Below are 18105 nucleotides of genomic sequence, written 5' to 3'. Positions count from 1 at the left end.
CGGCGATTTTCGTTACACTGAAAGTCGTAAACAGGCAGGGGCACGATCGTTGGGCGGTTCGAACTGAAGATCATGAGCTACAACCTGCGCAGGCACGCAGCTACCGCTGAACTGCTTGAGCTCGTTGCACGTCATCCTGTCGACGCTCTGACCCTCCAAGAGGGCGACGGCGTGCGCATGCCGGAGGAGATCGGCGATCTCAAGCTGGCCAGCGCCACCTACAAGAGCGAACTCGGCCTGGCCATCTACTACCGGCCCGAGCGCTTCACCGCGCTCGACTCGCACGCGTTTTCTCTGCAACGTGCTCTACACGACCGCGTGCTGCTTCCGGGCATCGAGCGTCTGCTGACGACCCGCCTGGTTGATGTGAACACCGGGCAAGACCTGCAGCTGGCATCGTTTCACGCCTCACCGCTGTCGGCCACCAACCTGATGCGCCGGCGGCAGATCGCCGGGGCACTGAACCACCTGAGCGAGTTGAGCGGCGACGTGCCGACCCTCATGGCGGGCGACTTCAACTACCCCCTGCTTCGAAACAAGCTCATCAAACAGGTCGAAGACGCGGGGTATTCGCTGTCCCTGAGCGACGGGCCGACGTACTTCTACACGAAGTCGATCGCGTACCACTTCGACTTCCTCACCTCGAAGGGGCTCGACATCCAGCTCGTCGAGACGCTGCCTCAGGGACTCTCCGACCACAGGCCGATCCTTGTGACCACCGAAATCCTCAAGCGGGCCGGCCTCGATTCGCCGGCTGCAAGCCGCTCCGGCGACGACCAGTCTCCGCACGACCCCGTGCTCGACGAGGTCTGACCCACACCCCGGCGGTCAGCGTCGTCTGTCATCAGGCAACGCACTGACCCAGCGGGCTCCCCACGATCCTGTGCACGGAGAGCCTGTGCACGGAGAATTGCGCGCTCATCGATGAGGGTTACGCGCGGCTGGTTGCAGCGATGCCCGACCACTGAGGTCTGGCCCCCAGCTCGCTTGTGACTGGGCTGCCTCAGGGCCCGACCATGCGCCAGACCATGGTGAGCACACGCTCCGACCAGTCGTCTGAGACCGTGCCCACGCGAATGAACTCCCCGAGCGACGACCCGAGAATGAAGTTCAGGGCGACATCGACATCCACGTCGGCGCGCAGCTCCCCCGAAGCGACGCCGGCCACGAGGAGGCTGCGCACGAGGGCGATCCAGGGCACGAGCATGCCGCGGATGAGGTCCATGAACTGTCTGTCTTGACCCGCGAGAATGGCAGAGACCCCGCCCATGCCCAGTATGTTCTCGACGCCGTCGCGAGACTGCCGGATGACCCACCGGAGCTGCTCGATATACGCCGTGTCGGCGGGCGGAACCGGGTTGATGACCACCGACAGTATCGCCGCCTCGAGAAGGGCGTCACGGTTCTCGTACCGCCGGTAGATCGTGGTCTTGGCGATTCCGGACGCCGCAGAGACGGCCTCGATGTTGACGGCCGCCGGGCCCCTCGTGCGCAGGATGTCGAGGGTTGTCGACAGGATCAGCGCAACGGTCGCAGACTTCTGCGCGCCGGGCTTCTGCGCGCCGACGCTCTGCGCGCCCGGCTTCTGAACATCAGGCGGCTCCACACCGGGTTTCGGCAGCAGCGGGGCGTCGTCAGCCATGACGACTGCCCCACCGCACGAGACCCCGGCTGCGCGAATGCACGACTCAGCGCGTCGGCAGGATCTTGCCAGGATTGAGGTTCTCACCCGGGTCGACGGCCGTGAACATTCCCTGCACGAGGTCTGCCCCAGCCTCGGAGATATCTGCGACCTCCCACTGCGAGTGTTCGAGACCGACGCTGTGGTGGTGCGACAGCGTCGCCCCTGAGTCGATGAAGGCCTGCTGGATGGCCGACTTCACGACGTCGTACTGCGCGATCGGGTCGACCCCGTCGTGAGTGAACGCGAACGTGAAGTAGAGGCAGGCTCCCGCGTGCATCGAGTGCGAGAGATGGCACATGATCCACCCCTTCATGCCGATCTCGTCATACGCCTTGTTCGCCGCAGCGAAGACGTTGTCGTAGAGCGGCTTGAGCTTCGACCACGGTGCAGAGGTCTCCGACACGTCGGCCGCAGCCCCCCGGTCGAGCAGGAAGTCACGCAGGTACGGGGTGTCGAACTTCTTCTGGTCGTACAGCGTTCCCGGGCCCTTGCCGAGGTTGATCGCTCCATGCTTCTTGAGCACATCCCCGACCACCGACTTCTGGTGGGCGACGTTGGCCGACGAACCCTCGTAGCCGATGAACGAGAGGCAGACCTCGTCGAGGTTCCACCCGCGGCGCTTCAGAAACGCGAACAACGCCTTCTGCACCTGCCCGCTGATGCCGTGGCTGGCCTTGGAGGTACTGAACGAGAACGCGGTCTCCCTCGCGTCAGAGACGCGAGTGATCGACGGTGCCGCATCGCTCTTGTTGATGTCGTGCATGGCGGCGAGCGCCGAATCCCAGTCGCGGAAGAGGTAACCGATGACCTCACGCTTCTCGGGCACGCGGTGCACCTGCACCACAGCCTCGGTGATGACACCCAGGCGGCCCTCGCTGCCGAGGATCGCCTCGCGCACACTCGGCCCGGTCGCCGACGACGGAATGGGGCGTACGACCAGCAGCTTGCCGGGCTGAACGACCCTGATGCCCTTGGTGATCTCGGCGATGTCGCCGTACTTGTCTGACTGCATGCCCGACGAACGGGTCGCGATCCACCCGCCGAGGGTGGAGTACGTGAAGCTGTCGGGGAAGTGCCCCATGGTCCAGCCGCGGGCGTTCAGCTGCTCTTCCATGTCGGGGCCGAGCACGCCGGCCTGAATGGTGGCGAGCCCGGAGTACTCGTCGATCTCGAGCACGCGCGACAGCCGGCCCATGTCGAGCGAGATCACGGGTCGTGTCTCGGTGGGCAGCGGTTCGAGGCTTCCCACGATGTTGCTGCCGCCACCGAAGGGAATGATGACCGAGTTCGTCGCCACGGCGAGGTCGACGATGCGCTGCACTGCGCTCTCATCTGCCGGGTAGACCACGACGTCGGGAATGCGCGGCAGGATCGCGGCGCGAAGCCTGATGAGATCCCGGATGCTCTTGCCGTAGGTGTGCACGACACGTTCGAGGTCATCGACCGTCGCATACTCTGGCCCGACGATGAGCGTCAGGGCGTCGATCAGTTCGGCGCCCGCCTGGCTCGGCGGCACGGCGACCTCGGAGAAGTCGATCGGCGGCACGGGCTCACGCCACACATCGATTCCGACGGCGTCAACAACGAACGGCGCGAAGCCGGGCTTGTCTTCGTGGTGGAAACCCACGCCTTCAACGCCCCAACCCCACCACTTCATGTGTTTGACGTCGGTCATGCGGCTCCTTCGGTGGGGGTGTGCGTAGTACCCGGCGTTCCGGGGTCGTTCTGCAGTTCTGGGTCGATCAGACTCACGGGCAGTTTCGGCTGGTGTGAGACGTGAAGCTCCCGTACCGTGCGCTCGATGCGCTTGTTGAACTGGTCGACGGTCTCGCCCTCACCAGCAATGAGCGGTTCACCGAAGGCGACTTCAACCGGTGGCCGACCGGGCACGGGCCAGTTGCGCCCCCGCGGCATGGCTTCGGATGCACCGATGATCGCCAAGGGCAGGCACGGGATGCCGTACTTGATGCAGAGCGCTGCTGCACCCGCCTTGAAGGGGGCGATCGTTCCGTCTTTGGAGCGGGTTCCCTCGGGGAAGACCAGCAGAGGCACACCGTGGTGCAGCAGTTTGCCGGTGAGACCGTTCGAGCGCGAGGTCGCGCTGCGATCGACCGGGAACGCGTTGAAGAACAGCGCGGTGAGGCCTTTGCGCCACCACACGTCGAAGAAGTAGTCCGCTGCGGCGGCGGCCGCGAGGTAGCGGGAGAGCCTGCTCGGCATTGCGCCCAGGATGAGCGGGGCATCCAGATGGCTGCTGTGGTTGGCCACGACGATGTAGGCCCCGTGCACATCTTTCAGCTGCGAGCGACCGGTGACGTGGATTCTCACCATCGACCAGATGAGCGGTTTCAGCAGAAGGCGCTGTGCTACGAAACGAGCTCCCGCTTGGGCTCGTGAAGTGTACCTATTGCCGAACTCCACCAACCCAGCGTACTCACAATGCACCGCGAACCGAAACGCACACCGTAGCGATACTATTTACGAGGGCCGAAACAGGCCTGTGTCAGTGCGCGCGACTGGATGAAATGCGGCCCGAGATCCATCGGATTCCGTTACGCGGGGCGTGCCTGGCGACGAACATGAGCGCCGAGTACCGCTTGGAAGGGATGGAGATGACCTTGCCACTGACGGCATCAGCAAGCCCGTCTTCGACCATCTCGTCAAGGTCGATCCACAAGAACTCCGGAATCGACGACTTGCGAATGCCTGCGCGATCGTGAAAGTCGGTGTGAACCCAGCCGGGGCAGAGCGCGGTCACCTGCACTCCGCTGCCCTTCAGCTCGACGGCGAGACCCTCGCTGTAGATGCGCACCCACGCTTTGATCGCGGAATAGCTGCCCATCGTGATGAAACCGGCCGCACTCGAGATGTTGATGATCGTGCCTGAACCGCGGGCCTTCATGGTTCGGCCGGCGACCGCCCCCAGCATGAGTACTGCACGGCACATCACGTCGAAGGCGTGCTCGTGCGGCGTCGTGTCTTCTGCGAGCAGCGAGGTGTGCACCCCGAAGCCGGCGTTGTTCACGAGGGTGTCGATCGGGTCGTCTGTGCGCGCCAGGATCTCGCCGATGCGCACGACGTCCGCGCGCACCGCGAGGTCGGCAGAGACCGTCTCGACGTTCACGCCGAACTCCAGCCGCAGTGCAGCGGCCGCCCTGTCGAGTTTCTCTGTGTCGCGCGCAACCAGAACAAGATTCTCGCCCCTGGTCGCCAGCGCCCGGGCGAACGATGCTCCGATGCCCGAGCTGCCGCCTGTGATCAATGCGGTTCCCATGGCAAACACCCTACGACACGGCAACGAACGACAGTTGCGAATACGCCCCTTCGCCGGCGGTTCCACCGAACCGCGACGTACACAGCACGGGAGTACCCCATGACCGAGAACACCGGCGACTTCGACATTCGCCAGTACACGCGCACGGCGGCAGGAAGCCACGAAGCCACTCTGCCGCTGGAGGCGTTTGCCGAGCATCCACTCGGTGCACAGTCGCTGCGGGCCATCGCGTACCTGCGCGACCTCGAGAACTTCACGATGCACCACATGCGTGACGTGCTCGTGACACCTTCGCACAAAGACGCCCGCCTGACTGCCTTTCTGGCCACCTGGGCGTTCGAGAAGTACTGGATCGCCGACGCCTTCGACCGCATTCTCGCCGTGCACGACACCTTCGTGCCCGCCACGAATCGCGCGAGGCTCACGGTCGTACGGTTCGGGCGCGAGTTCGTCGACCGGGTCTCGCCCATCGTCAACGCCGTGAGGTCGAACCTCATCGGCGAGGACTTCATCTCGATCCACGTGACCCACGGCTACATCGACGAACTCGTGAGCCGGGTGTCGTACGCCGAGATCGTCAGAAGAGAGCCGAACGCCGCACTCGCCGAGGTTCTGAACGGCTTTCAGGTGCTGCGAAATCGCCACTTGCACTTCTTTGAAGGCGAAACCCTTCGCAGGCTGGAAGAATCGGCGCAGGCCCGAAAGCTGACACGGTCGTCCCTGAGGCACTCGTGGGCGCCGACGGGTACGAGCGAGCAACCAACCCAGGAGACGCGATTCATGATGAGCTACCTGTTCAGCGGCCCGGGCGGGCAGGCTGACATCGAAGCGATCGACGGCGCCGTCGACCAGCTTCCCGGGCTTCGAGGCCTCAACGTCGCGCGCAAGGCTGCACACCGTTTCGGGGTGAACGTCGGGTCTCGGCTGGCGGCGGGGCTGCCCACCTCCGGCGGCGCGACGGGAGTCACCACGTGAGCAACAGCGAGAAGTCCACGCCGGATGCTGTGCTGAACCCAGGCCCAGACGCAGAGGTCTTCGCACCCCTCGAAGGCCAGCACATCATGCTCACCGGCGCCACCGGATTCGTCGGCCAGGCCCTGCTCGAGAAGCTGCTGGCAGACTACCCGACCACTCGCATGACCCTGCTGATCCGGCCGAAAGGCTCGCTGACCGGCGAAGCGCGACTGACGAGCCTGCTGCGCAAGCCCGTCTTCTCGAAGTGGCGCGAACGGGTCGGCGCCGACGAGGTCGACCGCGCCATGCGTGAACGCATCACGGTGGTGGAGTCGAGCATGGGCTCGGTCGCCGCCATGCCCGCCGACCTCGACGTGTTGATCCACAGCGCATCGACCGTGTCGTTCGACCCGCCCATCGACGAAGCCTTCAAGACCAACGTCGGTGGCGCGGTCGGGCTGTACGAGGCCCTGCTGCGCACCGGCTCCGACCCACACGTCGTTCACGTGTCGACGGCCTACGTCGGCGGCATCCGCAAAGGCACCACTGTCGAGGAATCCCTGAAGCACACTGTCGACTGGCGTGCGGAGATGGATGCTGCGGTCGCCGCCCGCGCGCAGGTCGAGGCCTCCTCCCGCCGCCCCGAGGTGCTGCGAAAGCTCATCGCCGCAGCGCGCAGTGAGGTGGGCAAGGTCGGCCCCCAGGCCATCGCCGCGGCTGCCGAACAGGGTCGCATCGAATGGGTCACGAAGCGGCTGGTCGACTACGGCCGCACCCGGGCGCAGAGCCTCGGCTGGGCCGACGTGTACGCCCTGACCAAGTCGATGAGCGAACGCGTCGCCGAGCAGCTGTGGGCCGGCAACGGCCACCGCCTCTCTGTCGTGCGACCCGCCATCATCGAGAGCGCGTTGAATCACCCCTTCCCCGGCTGGATCGACGGCTTCAAGGTCGCCGACCCGCTGATCATCGCCTATGGGCGCGGGCTGCTGCCAGAGTTCCCTGGGCTCCCCGACAGCATTCTCGACATCATTCCCGTCGACATCGTGGTCAACGCCACCCTTGCCGTAGCCGCGAACCCCCCGTCCGTAGGCGAGCCGAAGTACTATCACCTCAGTTCGGGCGGGCGAAACCCGCTCACCATGCGTGACATCTACGAGAACGTGCTGACCTACTTCAGGGCCAACCCGATTCCGGATGACCAGCGGGGCCACATCAGAGCCCCCCTCTGGTCGTTCCCCGGCTCCAAGGCCATCGCCAGGGCCCTGCGCTTCGGCGAACGCTCGAACTCTTACGCCCGCAAGACCCTCCTGCGCCTGCCGTCGTCGAGTGTCACACGCGACTGGATGCGCAGCGTCTCCTCCAAGCAGACCGATCTCGAGTTGCTGCGCGCCTACTCCGACCTGTACCAGAACTACACCCAGGCCGAGATCATCTACGACGACAGCCGCACCGCAGCCCTGAACGAACAGCTGCCCGAATCCGAGCGGGCGAAGTTCGGTTTCAACTCGCAACTGATCGACTGGGATCACTACTTGCAACAGGTTCACTTCCCGGCCGTGACCACCCTGATGCGCACCTTCAGTTCTCGTCCGCGCCCCAAGGCCCAGGTCGAGAAACCGCTGCCACACAACCCCGACGCCGTCGCCGTGTTCGACCTCGAGGGCACCGTACTGGCGACCAACATCATCGAGCAGTACCTGTGGGTGAGGCTCGCCAGCCTCGACAAGTCGAAGTGGCCGGCAGAACTCGCCAACCTCTTCGGCTCCCTGCCCCGCTACATCGCGACCGACCGGCGCGACCGGGGCGAGTTCCTCCGCACCTTCCTGCGGCGCTACGAAGGCGTCGACGAGGCCGCGCTCCGCGAGCTCATCCGCGACTCGGTGGGCGACGTGCTGCTTCAGCGCATCCGGCCCGAGGCGGTCAGGCAGATCCGCAAGCACCGCGAGGCCGGCCACCGCACGGTGCTCGTGACCGGTGCGATCGACGTCTTCACCTCACCGTTCGTCTCCCTTTTCGACGAAGTCGTCGCGAGCACGATGCACTCCCAGAACGGCATCTGGACGGGCTACCTGTCGAAACCGCCGCTCGTCGACGAGGCCAGGGCGGCCTGGCTGCGCATCTATGCCGAGCGCGAGGGAATCGACCTGTCGAAGTCCTACGCCTACGGCGACAGCCACGCCGACCGTGCCTGGCTCGAACTCGTCGGCAATCCGCAGGCAGTGAACCCCGATGCGGCGCTGTACCAGCACGCCACAGTCAAACACTGGCGTATCCACCAGTGGACCGACAACAAGATCTCGCCCATCGACACCATCGCCGAGCTCCTGCGCCCGGCCCCTCCTGTGACGGTCGCCGAGGCGAACCGCCCGCAACACGAACTTTCCACCGCACCCAGCCTGAAAGAGATCTTCCATGAGTAGACCAGGATTCGTTCTGAGCGTCGACGCACAGACCCCTCCGCTCGTCGTCTTCCAGGGCGAGAAGGTGTTGCTGGAGCGGCTGCCCGCCGGGGCCAGCGTGTTGTACCCGCCCGATGCGCTGCCGGGCATCCGTTCGGTCGACGCCCAGATCGACCGTGCACTTGCCAAGCCTGTCGACAGCGAACCGCTGAAGGCCCTGCTTCACCCGGAAACCCGCGTGACGATCGTTTTCGACGACCTGTCCCAGCCGCTCACCGCTCGCTCTGCACCGGATGTTCGGCAGCGCGTCATCGAACGAGTGCTCGAGCTTGCCGCTGTGGCCGGCGTCGACGACGTCGAACTCATTGCGGCAACCGGGCTGCGGCGCCGCCTGACCGCACAGGATCTGCGCGCCGTGCTCGGTGACCGCGTGTTCGCGTCGTTCTCGCCAGACCGGCTGCGCAGTCACGACAGTGAAGCCACGAACGATCTCGTGGAGGTGGGCCGTTCCGCCGACGGCACCCCGATCGAGATCAATTCCCGAGTCGTCTCGAGTGACCTCGTCATCTCGGTTCGCCTCGCCAGTGCCGTGGGCAACGAAGGTGCACCTGCCGTCGTCACGAAGCTGGCCAGCGCTGCAACCGCTCGCGCCCTCAACTCCCCTCTCGCGGTGGCTCAGGGCTCTGCCGACGCCTATGGCGCCCTCGTCGACCAGATCGGCGACACGGCCCGGGTCTTCACCATCGATGTCACGCTCTCACCAGAGCCGACGGGCCCCGGCACCGCGTTCCTCAGCAAGCGCGAACGCGAGTGGAGCGTCACTGACAGGGCCCTCTCCGCCGGCCTCCAGGCGGCAAGCCGACTGCTGCCCTCTCGCAAACGTGTCGGGCTGAGCCAGATCTCGGGCATCGGGTTCGGCGTGACCTCGGTGGTTGCCGGGCGACCGAGCTCCGTGCATCCCCTCACCGAAGCGTTTCTGACCCAGCAGCAGGTTGGCCAGGTCGACACTCCCGCAGACATCGCGCTCTTCGGGATCCCGAACCCCGGCGGCATCGGCACCACTCTGAACCCCGTAACGGCCGCAGCCCTCGGACTCGGCCAGGTCTTCAACGGCTCGACGTCGGCACCCGTGGTTCGCAAGGGCGGCACGGCGATCTTCTACCACCCGCTGGCGAACTGGTTCCACCCGCTCCATCACCCGGCCTACGTCGACTTCTTCGCCGAGGCGCTAGCCACGACCACCGACTCCGGCCGTCTCTCAGCGGAATTCGAGGGCAAGTTCGCCTCAGACCCGTGGTACCGGCACCTCTACCAGACGAGCTTCGCCCACCACGCGCTGCACCCGTTCCACGCCTGGTACTCGGCGGCCCCGGCCATCGAGCACCTCGGTGACGTCATCTTCGTCGGGGGCAACCTCGAGTCGACCAGGCGCATGGGGTTCAAAGCGGCGACGACCCTGAATGACGCGCTGGAGATGGCATCGGACAGCGTCGGGCTCTCTCCCTCGATCACGTACGTCCACGGGGCGCCGGTGACCATCTCCGAGGTCAGCTGATGAAGCACACGCCCGGTACAGGGCTCGGCAGGGCTTCGGCTCTTGCCGTGCGCCTCGCTGTCGACCCTGTCGTTCGTGGGCTCGACCAGCTGGCAGACCACCCGGGTCCGTACCTCTTCGTGGCAAACCACCCGAGTGAACTGGATGCTGCGTTGGTGGGTGAGCTCGTGCGCGAGTACGCTCCGCAGCTCGTCTCCGTGGCTGTCGAGCCGCATCACGGCCTGCTCGGCCTGGCCGACCGTGCTCGCGGGCTCCGCTCGGTGTCGCGCCTCAGCGCGCTACTGCACCACGGCGTCAGCGTTCTGCTCTTTCCCGAGCGGCAGCGCTCCGACGACGGCTCGATGACGGAGTTCGATCTCGGGGCGGCGCGGCTGGGCATCCGGTCGGGTGTCACCATCGTGCCCGTGGCACTGGTCGGCACCTTTCGTGCATTGCCGCCGTGGCGCGTTCTGCCCGAATCGGGTGGCCACTCGGTCACCGTCGTCTTCGGCGCACCAATCCACACGGCGGCCGGCGACGAACCCTCTGCAGTGAATGCCTCGATCGTCCAAGCCATCACGCTCGGAATGGCCGAGGCGAAACTCGGCTGGTACGGCGCCCTTCGCGCACAGGCCGAGGGTTCACTGCCCGACACGGGAACAGACGAGACAGCCGCCCATTGGCGTCGAGTCTGGAATGCAACAAAGCCCGAGCGTCAAACTCGACGCCAAGTGTGGACTTGACCCAAGCAACACCGGTAATTCAGCAAGCTATCGCACAATAGGCATAGATCAACCCAGCCAGACCAACCCGGATGAACGCACAAGCCGGTTCTATTCAAGAGGAGGACGAGGAGCTTCGCTTCACAGCAAGCCCCTCTCACACGCTCATGGCCTTCGATATCGACAACTACACCAAGACCTCGAAGAACGTCGCCTGGGAAGATCTCGACTTCGAGGACTTCCGAACGAATCCCCTGCCTCCTGACACCCTGCGCGTAATTCGATATATGGCCGATGTGGAATATCACACCGTCTGCTACATGCGTGACATGCTCGTCACACCCTCACACCGCGATTCCGACGTGACCGGCTTCATGACCATGTGGAACCGCGAGGAGTTCTGGCATGGCGAGGCGCTCGCCGATGTGCTGCGTATGCACGACATCGTGCTCGAGTTCGATGAACTCAAGTCGAAGCGATTGAAACTGGGCTGGAAAGACCGGATCGACCCCGTGAAACAGTCCGTGCTCTCGAACCTCGTGGGCAAGGACTTCATCGGCGTGCACATGATCTGGGGTGCGGCAAACGAGTGGTCGGCCGTCGCCGCCTACAAGCGCCTTGCCGAAATCGAAGGCAACCCGGTGCTCGCCGAGCTCCTGAAGCGCATCGCAATGCAGGAGGCGCGGCACGTGGCCTTCTATGCAACGCAGGCTCGGGAGCGCCTCGGTAAGAGCGTCGTCGCCCAGAAGTTCGCGCGGTTCGCGCTCGGCAAGTTCTGGGGACCGGTCGGCTCGACCATCATGGACAAGACCGAAGTCAAGCACGTGATGGGGCACATCTTCGGTGGCCCCGAAGGTCGAAAGGCGGTCAACGCCATCGACGCCCACATCGCGAAGATGCCGGGCCTGCAGGGCCTGACGATTGTCGCCGACTCGCTCGACGCCAACGGAATCACCGCGTAGTAGTGCCAGCACTGCGGGTCGGCTGGTTCTCCGGGCCGTGCCCGGCAATGCGGTTCACCGAGACGTTCTAGGCTGGTTCTGATGCGATTACTCCTGATCAGACACGGCCAGACCATCGACAACGTGAACGGCGCGCTCGGCACGGCGATTCCGGGGCCGGGGCTCACTCCACTCGGCAAGCGGCAAGCCGCTGCCATCCCCGATTCACTCGGGTCGATCCCGATCGACGCGATCTACGTCTCGACGATGCAGCGCACCCACGAGACAGCAGCGCCACTCGCTCTCGCGCGGGGCCTGGTGCCGGTGGTGCTCGATGGAATCCACGAGATCGACGCCGGAGACCTCGAGCAGCGCTCCGACGAGGAGGCGATCCGCACCTACATGGGCACGATCTTCTCCTGGTGGGGCGATTTCGACGCGCGCATCCCGGGCGGCGAAGACGGCAACGAGTTCTATGCCCGCTACACGGCGGCTATCGAGCAGGTCGCCACTGCACACCCCAAGGGAACCATCGCGGTGGTCAGCCACGGTGCCGCCATCCGCACCTGGGCGTCGTACGCGTCGCAGAACATCGACGCCGAGTTCAGCAGGACGCACCTGCTCGAGAACACGGCAGTCGTCGTCCTTGAGGGCTCGGCGGTCGAGGGCTGGGTGACTACCTACTGGGCCGACGAGCCCATCGGCGGCGCGAGCCTCGAAGATGCCTCGGCTCCCGACCCGACCGCTGGCGTTCGCCCCGCTGGTTGAGTAAGTGAGCGCAGCGGGCGCCCTGAACGGGCGCTCGCTCAAAGCGCGGCACGCGCACCGCTGGTTGAGTAACGGGGCACAGCCGCGTGTATCGAAACCCGTTGCGCGTGGGGGTTTCGATACGCACTACGTGCTACTCAACCGGCGTAGCGGCGTGCCGCGCTCAAAGCGAGCGCCCGTTCAGGGCGCCCGCCGCGCTCACCTACTCAACCGGCGGTTCAAGTAGCGGGGCGCGGCCGCGTGTATCGAAACTCCTAGCGACGGGCCGCGGCCAGGCTCGCGCTGATCTCGGTAGCCGCGTGACGCAGGGGCGCGAGCAGCGTCGCCCTCATCTCCTCCGGCGTGCGCGTGCCGGCCGAGACTGACACGTTGATCGCCGCCACCACGCGCGCGGAGGCGTCGAACACGGGCACCGCCATCGACCGCAGCCCGATCTCGAGCTCCTGGTCCACAAGCGCGAAGCCCTGCTCGCGTACCCGGTCGAGTTCGGCGAGCAGAGCGGGCCGGGTATCGATGGAACGCGGGGTCTTCTGCGAGAACGTCACGAGGTCGAGGTGGGCGAGCAGATCATCCGGTGCGAGGCCTGCGAGCAGCACGCGCCCCATCGACGTGGTGTACGCCTCGAAGCGGGTGCCGACGCTGATCGTGACGCTCATGATGCGCCGCACGGCGACCCTCGCCACGTAGACGATGTCGCCGCCATCGAGCACCGAAGCCGAGCTGGATTCGCCCGTCTCGCGGGAGAGCTGCTCGAGGTAGGGCTGGGCGACCTGCGGCAGGGTGAGGGCCGAGAGGTAGCTGAACCCGAGCTCGAGCACCCTCGGTGTGAGCGTGAAGAGTCGCCCATCGGTCTGCATGTACCCGACCTCGACGAGCGTCAGCAGAAAACGCCGGGCGGTCGCCCTGGTCAGCGAGGTCTGCGCGGCGATCTCGCTGAGCGTCATGGCCGGGTGATCGGCATCGAAGGCGCGAATGACGGTCAGACCGCGAACCAGCGACTGCACGTACTGGTCACTCGGCTCGGGCAGTTCGCTCACTGGACTGGGATCTTGCTGCTCGGCCTGCACGCCAGTCATGCTATCGGCTGGAACCACACGCCTCAGCGCTCGAGCACGACGGCAAGACCCTGCCCGACTCCGATGCAGATCGCCGCGACGCCGACTCCCCCACCCCGACGCTCGAGTGAACGGGCGAGGTGTAACAGAATGCGTGCGCCCGATGCACCGAGCGGATGCCCGATGGCAATCGCTCCGCCGTCGACGTTGACCTTCTCGGGGTCGAGTTCCGGCCACAGCTTCAGGCAGGCCAGCGACTGCGCCGCGAAGGCTTCGTTGAGTTCGACCACGTCGACATCGGCCCAGGTCTTTCCGGCCCTCGCCAGCGCCTTGTTCGCCGCCTCAACGGGAGCGATGCCGAAGATGTTCGGGTCGTTTCCTGCGACGGCGCGCGAAACGATGCGGGCCAGCGGCTGCGCGTCGAGCGCACCTTCGCGACCGATGAACATCGCAGCCGCTCCGTCGTTCAGCGGTGACGAGTTGCCGGCCGTGACCGAACCGTCGCGGCGGAATGCCGGCTTCAACGTCGCAAGGGATGCCCTGCTCGAGTCGGCACGAATACCTTCGTCACGCGCGAGCGTGGTTCCGGGCACGAGCACGACCTCGTCGTCGTAGATGCCAGCGTTCCACGCAGCGTCGGCACGCTGGTGACTGCGAACGGCGAAGTCGTCCTGCTCCTCGCGCGAGATGGAATAGCGGTCGGCGAGGATCTCCGCCGTCTCACCCAGGGGAATCGTCCACTCGGAGGGCATCGCCGGGTTCACCATCCGCCAGCCCAGCGTGGTCGAGTGCAACGTCTCGGAACCTGCCGGGTACGCACGCTCGGGCTTCAGCAGCACCCAGGGTGCGCGGCTCATCGATTCGACCCCGCCCGCGAGAATGAGGTCGGCGTCACCCGCCTCCACCGCTCGACTGGCCTGGATGGCCGCTTCGAGGCCCGAGCCGCAGAGACGGTTGACAGTCACACCGGGCACAGAGGTCGGAAGACCTGCCAGAAGGCTGGCCATACGCGCCACATTGCGGTTGTCTTCGCCCGCGGCATTCGCGTCGCCGAGAAAGACGTCGTCGATCGTCGCTGTGTCAAGCGTGGGGTGGCGCTTCACGAGCTCTGACACGACGTGGGCTGCGAGGTCGTCGGGGCGCACACCGGCGAGGGATTTGCCGAACCGGCCGACGGGAGTACGGATACCGTCGTAGATGAAGCTCTCGGTCATTCGAGGGCACCTTTCTGTTGTGCTGGAGTGTGTGTCTGGTTTGCGGTGTTCGCGTGGCCTGCGGTGTTCGCCCGGCCGCGGTGTTGGCCTGGCCCGCGGTGTTCGCCTGGCCCTATTGGGTCGCCGCGGCTGAGGTCGCGTCGCGCAGCGCGAGCCCGGTGAGTTCCCGCAATTCGTCGACGGTCGTCTCGCCGACCAGTTCGATCACCGCAGCGCCGTCGGGGCCGAGTTCGAAGATGGCACGATCGGTGTACAGGCGGTCGACGCAGGCGAGACCCGTGAGCGGGTAGGTACAGGTCTCGACGAGTTTGGAGCGGCCGTCTTTGCTGGCGAGCTCCATCATGACGTAGACCTTCTTGGCGCCGATCGCGAGGTCCATCGCTCCCCCAACGGCCGGGATGGCATCGGGGGCTCCCGTGCTCCAGTTGGAGAGATCACCCGTTTCCGAGACCTGAAATGCCCCGAGAACGCAGAGGTCGAGGTGACCGCCGCGCATCATCCCGAACGAGTCGCCGTGGTGGAAGTACGACGCCCCCGGCAGCTCGGTCACCGGGAGCTTGCCGGCGTTGATGAGGTCAGGGTCGATGTGGCCCTGCTCGGCCTCCGGGCCCATGCCCAGCATGCCGTTCTCGGTGTGCAGGATGATCTCTCGATCGCTCGGCAGGTAGTTCGAGACCAGCGTCGGGAGCCCGATTCCGAGGTTCATGTACGCACCGTCGGGTACGTCGGCAGCCAATCGCTCTGCGATCTGTCGTCGTGTCCATGAGTTACCTGACATCGGCCCACTCCTCTTTCTCGAATCGGTCACCGGTCTCGACCACGCGGTCCACGTAGATGCCCGGAGTGACGACGTTCTCGGGGTCGATCTCGCCGAGCGGAACGATACGGTCGACCTGGGCCACCGTGGTCGTCGCCGCGCTTGCCATGATCGGCCCGAAATTGCGCGAGGTCTTGCGGTACGTCAGGTTTCCCAGCCGATCGGCCCGGTACGCACTGATGAGCGCGAAATCGGCGGTGATCGGATGCTCGAGCACGTACCCTCGCCCGTCGATGACACGCGTTTCCTTGCCCTCAGCGAGCTGAGTGCCGTACCCGGTCGGGCTGAAGAAGGCGCCGATTCCCGCTCCGGCCGCACGGATGCGCTCCGCGAGGTTGCCCTGCGGAACGAGTTCGAGCTCGATCTCGCCGGCACGATAGAGGGCGTCGAACACGTAGGAATCGGTCTGCCGCGGGAACGAGCAGAGGATCTTGTTCACCCGCCCGGCCTTCAGCAGGGCCGCGAGGCCGCTGTCCCCGTTGCCTGCGTTGTTGCTCACCACCGTGAGGCCGGTGGAGCCCTGATCCAGCAGGGCTTCGATCAATTCGACGGGTTGCCCGGCGAGGCCGAAACCGCCGATCATGATCGTGGCGCCGTCTGGAATGTCGGCCAGGGCGGCCGCAGCACTCTCACTCGTCTTTGAAATCATCGTCACTCTCCGCTGGGTGAGGCTGCTGTCGGGTCACGCTAGCCGATGTTCGCCTGTCGAACTTCTGTTCGTATATCGATACTACCTGTCGGCGCGTCAAAATTCCAGAGGTAACTCGACTGTCGTTGAGGGTCGACTCACGCTCGCAGAGCGCTGGTTGAGAATCGGGGTGCAGCCGCGTACATCGAAACCCACCCCCCGACGCAAGTTTCGATCCGTACTTCGTGCTATTCAACCGGCGGCCTGGGTGCAGCGTCTGATCAGGTCCACATCGTCAGGCCGGAGTCGGTGAGCCGCGCCTTCGTGTCTTCGGCAGTCAGTGGCCGACCGTAGAGATAACCCTGGGCGTGGGTGATGCCGAGGTCGACCAGCGTCTGGTGACCCGATTGCGTCTCGACACCTTCTACGACGGTGTGCATCTGCAGGTCGCTCACGAGGTGGGCCACCGAACTCAAAATGATCTTGTGGCGCGGATTGGTCTCATCGGCGAGAAACACCTTGTCGATCTTCACCGTGTGAAGCGGCATGCGCAGCAGGGCAGCGGCACTGGCGTGATCCTGCCCGTAGTCGTCGAGCGCAAACGATATCCCCGACTGCGCGAGGCTCCTCATCTGCTCGATCGCATCGGTGTTCAGGTCGCTGATCGACGCCTCGGTGAACTCCAGACGCAGCTGCACCCTGGGGTGCGACATCCGCATCGTCTCAAGGTGCTCCAGCAGCTCGGGAGACGTGATCTGTGTGGCCTCGATGTTGATGTGCAGCGTCGGCGCGCCCGGTTCGATGTCGAGGAACTCCTCCATCGCGAGGTACGCGTCCGTGACGATGTCGATGGTGAGTCGGTCGAGAAGGCCCTGTTTGCGCGCCTCGCTGATCACGATCGGCGGAATGATGTTGGAGCCGTCTGGCGTGGTCAAGCGGGCCAGTGCTTCGAACCCGATGATACGTTCGGCTTCGAGATCGACGATCGGCTGGTACACCACGAACACGGTGCGATCCCTGATGGCGGCAGAGACATCCGACGCCTTCGACCGTGAGTAGTCCGCGGTGAGCGCACTCGCTGGCAGCGGCCTGCCGAGTGAGCCGTCGAACATGCGAACGGTGTTGCGGCCGGCCTTCTTGGCCGTGAACAGAACGGTGTCGGCGAGTTCGAACAGCGATGAGATCTCTTCGGCAGAGCCGCCTCGGCCGATCGCTCCCCCGATGCTCGCTGTGACATGGGGCTTGAGCTCAGTCGAGGCGAGATTGCTCCGAAGGCGCTCGGCCAGCAGAGCGAGGTCGGTGGATGATCGCACCACCGAGAACACGGCGAACTCTTCACCGCCGGTACGAACCGCGATGTCGGCCGCCCTGATGGTGCTCTGGATGGTCTCAGCGGTGCGCGACAGAACGCTGTCGCCCGTGCGGTGGCCGAATGCGTCGTTGACCTTCTTGAAGTGGTCGAGGTCGAGCACGAGGCAGCCGAGCAATTGCTCATCACGCTGGGCCACGGCATCGAGCAGGGGTACCTGGATCTCCATGCCCCGCCTGTTGAGCAGGCCCGTCAGTGGGTCGGTGTGCGCAAGCTGCAGGGCGGCATCTCGCTCGAGTTCGAGAAAGGCCCTGAGGCGCACGATCAGGAAGGTCGCCGTGATGGCGAGTCCGATATAGATGAGATAGGCGGCGATGATCGTGCTGCTGCGAAACCCGAGCACGAGCAATGCCAGTGCGTGACCGACGAGCCCGATGGCCATTCCTGGCCGGAACGTGTCGAGCGCAATGGCCGACATGGCAAGCCCGAGCAGAGAGAACGCGGCGATCACCGCGAGCTCGGGCGACGTGATCACAAAACCGACGAACGCCAGCACGATCATGGCGGCAACGATCAGGATTCTGCCGGGTACGTGCGAGGTCAGTTCGCGGTTGCGAATCAGAATCGCAACGATGATGGCCGCAACCGACAGAAAACCGAGCACCAGTCGCAACCACGACGGCTGGATGTCGACGAACAGCGCAAAGAAGGCGTAGCGAATGGAGGTTTCGACGGCGAGAATCTGAACAACGCGCGAGCGGAAGTCATTCTGCAAGCTGTCTGTTCTGCTCATCACCCAGCCCCCA

At 65.2% G+C, this 18105-nt stretch carries 16 protein-coding genes; 7 read left to right on the top strand and 9 right to left on the bottom strand.

Translation table 11 applies throughout. The features are described from left to right. Positions 1 to 72 precede the first annotated feature (72 nt). A complete protein-coding gene (locus JOE66_RS02860; RefSeq protein ID WP_307827019.1) occupies positions 73 to 813 on the top strand; it encodes an endonuclease/exonuclease/phosphatase family protein in 741 nt (246 codons plus the stop codon). Between the two features lie 190 nt (positions 814 to 1003). Here JOE66_RS02860 and JOE66_RS02855 read toward each other — a convergent pair whose 3' ends face one another. The 4 genes from JOE66_RS02855 to JOE66_RS02840 all read right to left on the bottom strand — a co-directional run bounded on the left by JOE66_RS02855 (position 1004) and on the right by JOE66_RS02840 (position 4958). Beyond that, positions 1004 to 1642, bottom strand: a complete 639-nt coding sequence (locus JOE66_RS02855; protein WP_205106627.1) for a TetR/AcrR family transcriptional regulator — start codon at positions 1640 to 1642, stop codon at positions 1004 to 1006. 46 nt (positions 1643 to 1688) lie between these two features. Beyond that, on the bottom strand, positions 1689 to 3359 hold the full coding sequence (locus JOE66_RS02850; RefSeq protein ID WP_205106626.1) for an FAD-binding oxidoreductase: 1671 nt from the start codon (positions 3357 to 3359) through the stop codon (positions 1689 to 1691). Then, positions 3356 to 4015, bottom strand: coding sequence for a lysophospholipid acyltransferase family protein (locus tag JOE66_RS02845; protein WP_205106625.1), 660 nt, complete (start codon positions 4013 to 4015; stop codon positions 3356 to 3358). Before JOE66_RS02845 ends, JOE66_RS02850 begins: the two co-directional genes overlap by 4 nt. Before the next feature lie 172 nt (positions 4016 to 4187). Beyond that, entirely contained in the window at positions 4188 to 4958 is a 771-nt protein-coding gene (locus JOE66_RS02840; RefSeq protein WP_205106624.1) for an SDR family NAD(P)-dependent oxidoreductase, read from the bottom strand. A 99-nt stretch (positions 4959 to 5057) separates the two neighbouring features. Here JOE66_RS02840 and JOE66_RS02835 point away from each other — a divergent pair, with 99 nt between their 5' ends. The 6 genes from JOE66_RS02835 (at position 5058) to JOE66_RS02810 (ending at position 12276) form a co-directional block, all read left to right on the top strand. Then, positions 5058 to 5933, top strand: coding sequence for a hypothetical protein (locus JOE66_RS02835; RefSeq protein ID WP_205106623.1), 876 nt, complete (start codon positions 5058 to 5060; stop codon positions 5931 to 5933). Next, a complete protein-coding gene (locus tag JOE66_RS02830) occupies positions 5930 to 8332 on the top strand; it encodes an HAD-IB family phosphatase (RefSeq protein ID WP_307827018.1) in 2403 nt (800 codons plus the stop codon). The genes JOE66_RS02835 and JOE66_RS02830 overlap by 4 nt, the downstream gene beginning before the upstream one ends. Next, the gene (locus tag JOE66_RS02825) at positions 8325 to 9866 is read left to right on the top strand and encodes a lactate racemase domain-containing protein (RefSeq protein WP_205106622.1); all 1542 of its coding nucleotides are present in this window, start codon (positions 8325 to 8327) and stop codon (positions 9864 to 9866) included. Before JOE66_RS02830 ends, JOE66_RS02825 begins: the two co-directional genes overlap by 8 nt. Further along, entirely contained in the window at positions 9866 to 10588 is a 723-nt protein-coding gene (locus JOE66_RS02820; RefSeq protein ID WP_205106621.1) for a lysophospholipid acyltransferase family protein, read from the top strand. The genes JOE66_RS02825 and JOE66_RS02820 overlap by 1 nt, the downstream gene beginning before the upstream one ends. A 146-nt stretch (positions 10589 to 10734) precedes the next feature. Beyond that, positions 10735 to 11529: a ferritin family protein gene (locus JOE66_RS02815; protein ID WP_205111520.1), complete on the top strand. Its 795-nt coding sequence runs from the start codon at positions 10735 to 10737 to the stop codon at positions 11527 to 11529. An 81-nt stretch (positions 11530 to 11610) separates the two neighbouring features. Continuing rightward, a complete protein-coding gene (locus JOE66_RS02810) occupies positions 11611 to 12276 on the top strand; it encodes a histidine phosphatase family protein (RefSeq protein ID WP_205106620.1) in 666 nt (221 codons plus the stop codon). Between the two features lie 254 nt (positions 12277 to 12530). On the opposite strand, the gene JOE66_RS02805 is transcribed toward JOE66_RS02810, so the two are convergent. From JOE66_RS02805 to JOE66_RS02785, 5 genes are all read right to left on the bottom strand, one after another. Then, a complete protein-coding gene (locus JOE66_RS02805; RefSeq protein ID WP_205106619.1) occupies positions 12531 to 13352 on the bottom strand; it encodes an IclR family transcriptional regulator domain-containing protein in 822 nt (273 codons plus the stop codon). 23 nt (positions 13353 to 13375) lie between these two features. Next, positions 13376 to 14545: a thiolase family protein gene (locus JOE66_RS02800; protein WP_205106618.1), complete on the bottom strand. Its 1170-nt coding sequence runs from the start codon at positions 14543 to 14545 to the stop codon at positions 13376 to 13378. A 112-nt stretch (positions 14546 to 14657) separates the two neighbouring features. Next, on the bottom strand, positions 14658 to 15323 hold the full coding sequence (locus tag JOE66_RS02795; protein WP_205106617.1) for a 3-oxoacid CoA-transferase subunit B: 666 nt from the start codon (positions 15321 to 15323) through the stop codon (positions 14658 to 14660). Next, entirely contained in the window at positions 15313 to 16011 is a 699-nt protein-coding gene (locus JOE66_RS02790) for a 3-oxoacid CoA-transferase subunit A (RefSeq protein WP_205106616.1), read from the bottom strand. The genes JOE66_RS02795 and JOE66_RS02790 overlap by 11 nt, the downstream gene beginning before the upstream one ends. Before the next feature lie 260 nt (positions 16012 to 16271). Then, complete coding sequence (locus tag JOE66_RS02785) at positions 16272 to 18092, bottom strand: EAL domain-containing protein (protein ID WP_205106615.1); 1821 nt, start codon at positions 18090 to 18092, stop codon at positions 16272 to 16274. Positions 18093 to 18105 lie beyond the last annotated feature (13 nt).

Source organism: Subtercola frigoramans, assembly GCF_016907385.1.
In the GTDB taxonomy this organism is placed as follows: domain Bacteria; phylum Actinomycetota; class Actinomycetes; order Actinomycetales; family Microbacteriaceae; genus Subtercola; species Subtercola frigoramans.
This window is presented reverse-complemented; position numbering and strand designations above follow the sequence as displayed.

Bases quoted from the DNA above. Each gene is read 5' to 3' on its own strand.
- JOE66_RS02860 (WP_307827019.1), top strand. From the start codon at position 73: ATGAGCTACAACCTGCGCAGGCACGCAGCTACCGCTGAACTGCTTGAG.
- JOE66_RS02855 (WP_205106627.1), bottom strand. From the start codon at position 1,642: ATGGCTGACGACGCCCCGCTGCTGCCGAAACCCGGTGTGGAGCCGCCT.
- JOE66_RS02850 (WP_205106626.1), bottom strand. From the start codon at position 3,359: ATGACCGACGTCAAACACATGAAGTGGTGGGGTTGGGGCGTTGAAGGC.
- JOE66_RS02845 (WP_205106625.1), bottom strand. From the start codon at position 4,015: ATGGTGAGAATCCACGTCACCGGTCGCTCGCAGCTGAAAGATGTGCAC.
- JOE66_RS02840 (WP_205106624.1), bottom strand. From the start codon at position 4,958: ATGGGAACCGCATTGATCACAGGCGGCAGCTCGGGCATCGGAGCATCG.
- JOE66_RS02835 (WP_205106623.1), top strand. From the start codon at position 5,058: ATGACCGAGAACACCGGCGACTTCGACATTCGCCAGTACACGCGCACG.
- JOE66_RS02825 (WP_205106622.1), top strand. From the start codon at position 8,325: ATGAGTAGACCAGGATTCGTTCTGAGCGTCGACGCACAGACCCCTCCG.
- JOE66_RS02820 (WP_205106621.1), top strand. From the start codon at position 9,866: ATGAAGCACACGCCCGGTACAGGGCTCGGCAGGGCTTCGGCTCTTGCC.
- JOE66_RS02815 (WP_205111520.1), top strand. From the start codon at position 10,735: ATGGCCTTCGATATCGACAACTACACCAAGACCTCGAAGAACGTCGCC.
- JOE66_RS02810 (WP_205106620.1), top strand. From the start codon at position 11,611: ATGCGATTACTCCTGATCAGACACGGCCAGACCATCGACAACGTGAAC.
- JOE66_RS02805 (WP_205106619.1), bottom strand. From the start codon at position 13,352: ATGACTGGCGTGCAGGCCGAGCAGCAAGATCCCAGTCCAGTGAGCGAA.
- JOE66_RS02800 (WP_205106618.1), bottom strand. From the start codon at position 14,545: ATGACCGAGAGCTTCATCTACGACGGTATCCGTACTCCCGTCGGCCGG.
- JOE66_RS02795 (WP_205106617.1), bottom strand. From the start codon at position 15,323: ATGTCAGGTAACTCATGGACACGACGACAGATCGCAGAGCGATTGGCT.
- JOE66_RS02790 (WP_205106616.1), bottom strand. From the start codon at position 16,011: ATGATTTCAAAGACGAGTGAGAGTGCTGCGGCCGCCCTGGCCGACATT.
- JOE66_RS02785 (WP_205106615.1), bottom strand. From the start codon at position 18,092: ATGAGCAGAACAGACAGCTTGCAGAATGACTTCCGCTCGCGCGTTGTT.